This is a genomic window from Synergistaceae bacterium, from assembly GCA_017450125.1.
In the GTDB taxonomy this organism is placed as follows: Bacteria; Synergistota; Synergistia; order Synergistales; family Aminobacteriaceae; genus JAFUXM01.
Map to the genome: position 1 here is coordinate 1 of JAFSWZ010000036.1, position 3,447 is coordinate 3,447.

General features: G+C 54.0%; 3 protein-coding genes. All 3 read left to right on the forward strand.

Annotated features, from left to right (window positions below; translation table 11 throughout):
• Positions 1-101 precede the first annotated feature (101 nt).
• Positions 102-1,403 carry a TRAP transporter large permease gene (locus tag IJT02_08560; GenBank protein MBQ7544978.1) on the forward strand — a complete coding sequence of 434 codons (1,302 nt, stop codon included), beginning with the start codon at positions 102-104 and terminating at the stop codon, positions 1,401-1,403.
• A 12-nt stretch (positions 1,404-1,415) separates the two neighbouring features.
• Positions 1,416-2,495, forward strand: coding sequence for a TRAP transporter substrate-binding protein (locus tag IJT02_08565; GenBank protein MBQ7544979.1), 1,080 nt, complete (start codon positions 1,416-1,418; stop codon positions 2,493-2,495).
• 76 nt (positions 2,496-2,571) lie between these two features.
• Positions 2,572-3,447, forward strand: an 876-nt coding sequence (locus tag IJT02_08570; GenBank protein MBQ7544980.1) for an FAD-dependent oxidoreductase, incomplete at its 3' end; no start/stop codon positions are given.

The window sequence follows — 3,447 nt, forward strand, 5'->3', positions numbered from 1 at the left end:
CGAAGTTCAACGAGAAGGAGCTTACCACTCTTGAGCAGACGCAGTTAGACGCTCAGGCCGAACTTGAAGCAGCAAAGTCAGCAGAGGGGGCGAAGTAACCAATGGCAGCGTTATTAGTATTCGTTGTATTCCTTGTAGCAATTATTCTCTCGATACCAATCGGAGTCAGTATGATTCTGGGTTCAGTCGCTCCCATCCTTCTGATGGCACGCGGCGGAGTTATCCCTCAGGTCATCGACAACACTTTATCCGGCGCAAACTCTACGCCTATCCTGGCCGTGCCCCTGTTCATTCTCGGCGGCGTTATCATGGCTGAAGGCGGCATCTCCAAAAAGCTCTTTAACTTCTTCTCCTACTTTGTGGGAAGGATTACGGGCGGAGTTCCCTGCGCAGTCGTCTTAACCTGCTTGTTCTATGGAGCAATCTCCGGCTCAGGCCCCGCAACAACTGCGGCAGTCGGCGCAATGTGCATCCCCTTCATGGTTGACTTGGGCTACAACAAGACTTGGGCGGCAGGACTTATCGCGGTCGCCGGAGGTCTGGGAGTTATCATCCCGCCGTCAATCCCCTTCGTGCTCTACTCGCTGGCTACGGGCGTTTCAACCGGCAAGCTGTTCTTGGGCGGAGTATTTCCCGGAATATTAATCGGTCTGTTCCTGATGGCCTATGCAGTGTTCTACTGCGCAACCAACCGCGAGAACAAAGCCGAGATTGACGCGAAGACTAAAGCACGTCTCGACGAGATAAGCAAGGACGGTTTCTGGCCGCTGTTCAAGGATTCTTTCTGGGCGTTAATGTGCCCGGTAATCATTCTCGGCGGTATCTACACAGGGTTCTTCACGCCGACAGAAGCAGCAGTCGTCTCCGTGTTCTATGCAATCATCGTGTGCCTGTTCATTGAGCGCAGCATCAAGTTCTCGGCACTGCCCGCGTTCCTCGTCAGCAGTGTAAAGACTTACGGCGGACTTGCGTTCGTTCTGGCATTCGCTACGGCGTTCGGCAGAGTGTTATCACTCACACACGCAACCTCAGCGGTACAGGATTTCATCGTCAACAACTTCCACAGCTCTGTATCAGTGCTTTCCGTATGCACAATCATATTCCTGATTCTGGGTATGATTATGGACACCGGCCCGGCAATCATCATCCTTGCCCCTGTCCTTCTGCCTGCGGTTAAGATGCTCGGCGTTGATGAAGTACATTTCGGCGTTGTTCTGGTGTGCTGCCTGTCAATCGGACTTGCTACGCCTCCGTTCGGTCTTGACCTGTTCGTCGCGGGCAATATCTCTCAGGATCAGCCTATGGCCGTTGCAAAGAGAGCTTTCCCGTTCATCGTTGCGTTCCTGCTTTCGCTTGCTCTGATTGTGTACGTTCCTGCAATCAGCACGTGGCTTGTGTATTAGGAGGGGTAAATCATGAAGAAGTTTATCATTGCCCTGTTAGTGTGTGTACTTGCGCTCTCGTCGTGTGCATTCGGCGCGTCAGAGTTCGATGAATTGTGGCTTGTTACCGCCGACACGACAGCTAAGGGTGCGGCTGGTCAGGTTTTCGTTCAGCTCGTACAGGAAAAAGTGAAGGCAGCTAATGCCGGACTCGTAATCGACTACTTCCCCAACGGAGAGCTTGGCGGCGACGCTGACCTTCTCCGCCAGGCACAGAAGGGCTACATTGCAATAATGCTCTGCCAGACTGCGCCGGTTGTGTCGTTCATTCCTGAAGTTGCAGTGTTTGACCTGCCGATGGTGTTTGCACGTTACGACGGCGACACAATCGATAAGGTGCTCAACGGAGACTCGACGTTCCATCAGAAGATGTCAGAGGCCTACGAGAAAGCAGGGCTTCACCTTCTAGGCTTCATGCAGAACGCGACGTACAGGCTCGCGACAGCCAACAGAGACCTTCAGACTCTGAGCGACTTCAAAGGCCTTCAGATCAGGACGATGGAGAACAAGAACCACATGGACTTCTGGACGGCAATCGGAGCAGAGCCTACACCTCTTGCGTGGGCGGAGCTGTACATCTCGTTGCAGCAGGGCACGGTCAACGCTCAGGAGAACGCGGCGGATACCTGCGTGGGCGCACACTTCGAGGAAGTACAGAATTACCTTGCGTGCACGAATCACATTCTGTACTGCAACCAGATCTGCATGAACAAGAAGCTCTACGATGCTCTTTCGCCGGAGCACAAGGCAGTGCTGGATAAGGCAGTGAGCGAGGCACTTGCAGAGATGCGCCCGAAGCTCGAAGAAATCGACAGGAGCAACAAGGAAATCCTCATCAAGGGCAACATGAAGATGATAGAGTACGATAACTCATTCTTCAGTGATGTGCTTGACATTCAGGGAGTGAAGGACCTGTACACGAGGATAGACAAGGCCACCAACGGACTAGGCAATATTCTTGTGGACAGTCTTGCGGCGGCGGCTCGTCTCTCACAGGCTGAGGCGGAGGCATCTGCGGTAGTTGATGCTCCAGCTCCTGCACCTGCTCAGTAGTATTCAGCGTTAGGACTTTCCCCCCCCTGCTGTGCCCCAAAACATAGCGGGGGGCTTACTTTAAGGAGGTATACACATGAAGAAAGCAGCATTAGCACTCGTTCTCGTTCTGGCAGTGTGTGCGTCGGCGTTCGCTTATACTCCCGGAACGTACACGGCAAAAGCAACAGGCTTCAACCCGGCAGTACCCGTAGAGGTTCAGGTAACGTTCGACGCGGAGAAAATCACCAGCATAGAGATTCTCAATCACGATGACCAGCCCTTCGGCCCTCAGGCTTTCCCGAAAGTGATTCCCGCAATTCTTGAGGCACAGAGCACGAAGGTTGACGGCATGACCGGCGCAACAATGTCATCAAACGCGCTCAAGGAAGCCGTCGACTCATGCATAGCTCAGGCATCAGGGAAAACTGCCGAAGCCGTCGAGACCTTCAAGCCCGGAACATACACAGCGACGGTTACCGGCCACAACGGCCCTCTCACGGTAACTATGACGTTCTCGGAGAAGGAGATACTCTCGATTGAGACGAAGGACGTAGAATCCCCCGGCATCGGAATTTCCGCGATTGAGATTCTGACGAAGGAGATACTCAGCAATCAGTCGCTGGCGTGTGATGCCATCAGCGGAGCTACCGTAACCAGCGGTGCGTTCATGGCGGCGGTGCGTGAGTGCGTCAAGCAGACAGGCATAACCGCATCAGTCCTCGAGGCGCGCAAGATTGCCTATCCCGAGAAGAAGGATGCTCCCATTGAGATGGAGGCCGACGTAATCATCGTAGGTGCTGGCGGAGCAGGTTTTGCTGCGGCGACGGAAGCCCTCGAGAACGGCGCAACAGTCATCATTCTCGAGAAGAACGAGATGATCGGCGGAAACACTGCACGTGCGGGCGGAACCCTCAATGCTCCTGACCCTGAACGCCAGAGCAAAATGAATCCTCCTGTTGAGGACAGCGTC

Bases quoted from the DNA above. Each gene is read 5' to 3' on its own strand.
- IJT02_08560 (MBQ7544978.1), top strand. From the start codon at position 102: ATGGCAGCGTTATTAGTATTCGTTGTATTCCTTGTAGCAATTATTCTC.
- IJT02_08565 (MBQ7544979.1), top strand. From the start codon at position 1,416: ATGAAGAAGTTTATCATTGCCCTGTTAGTGTGTGTACTTGCGCTCTCG.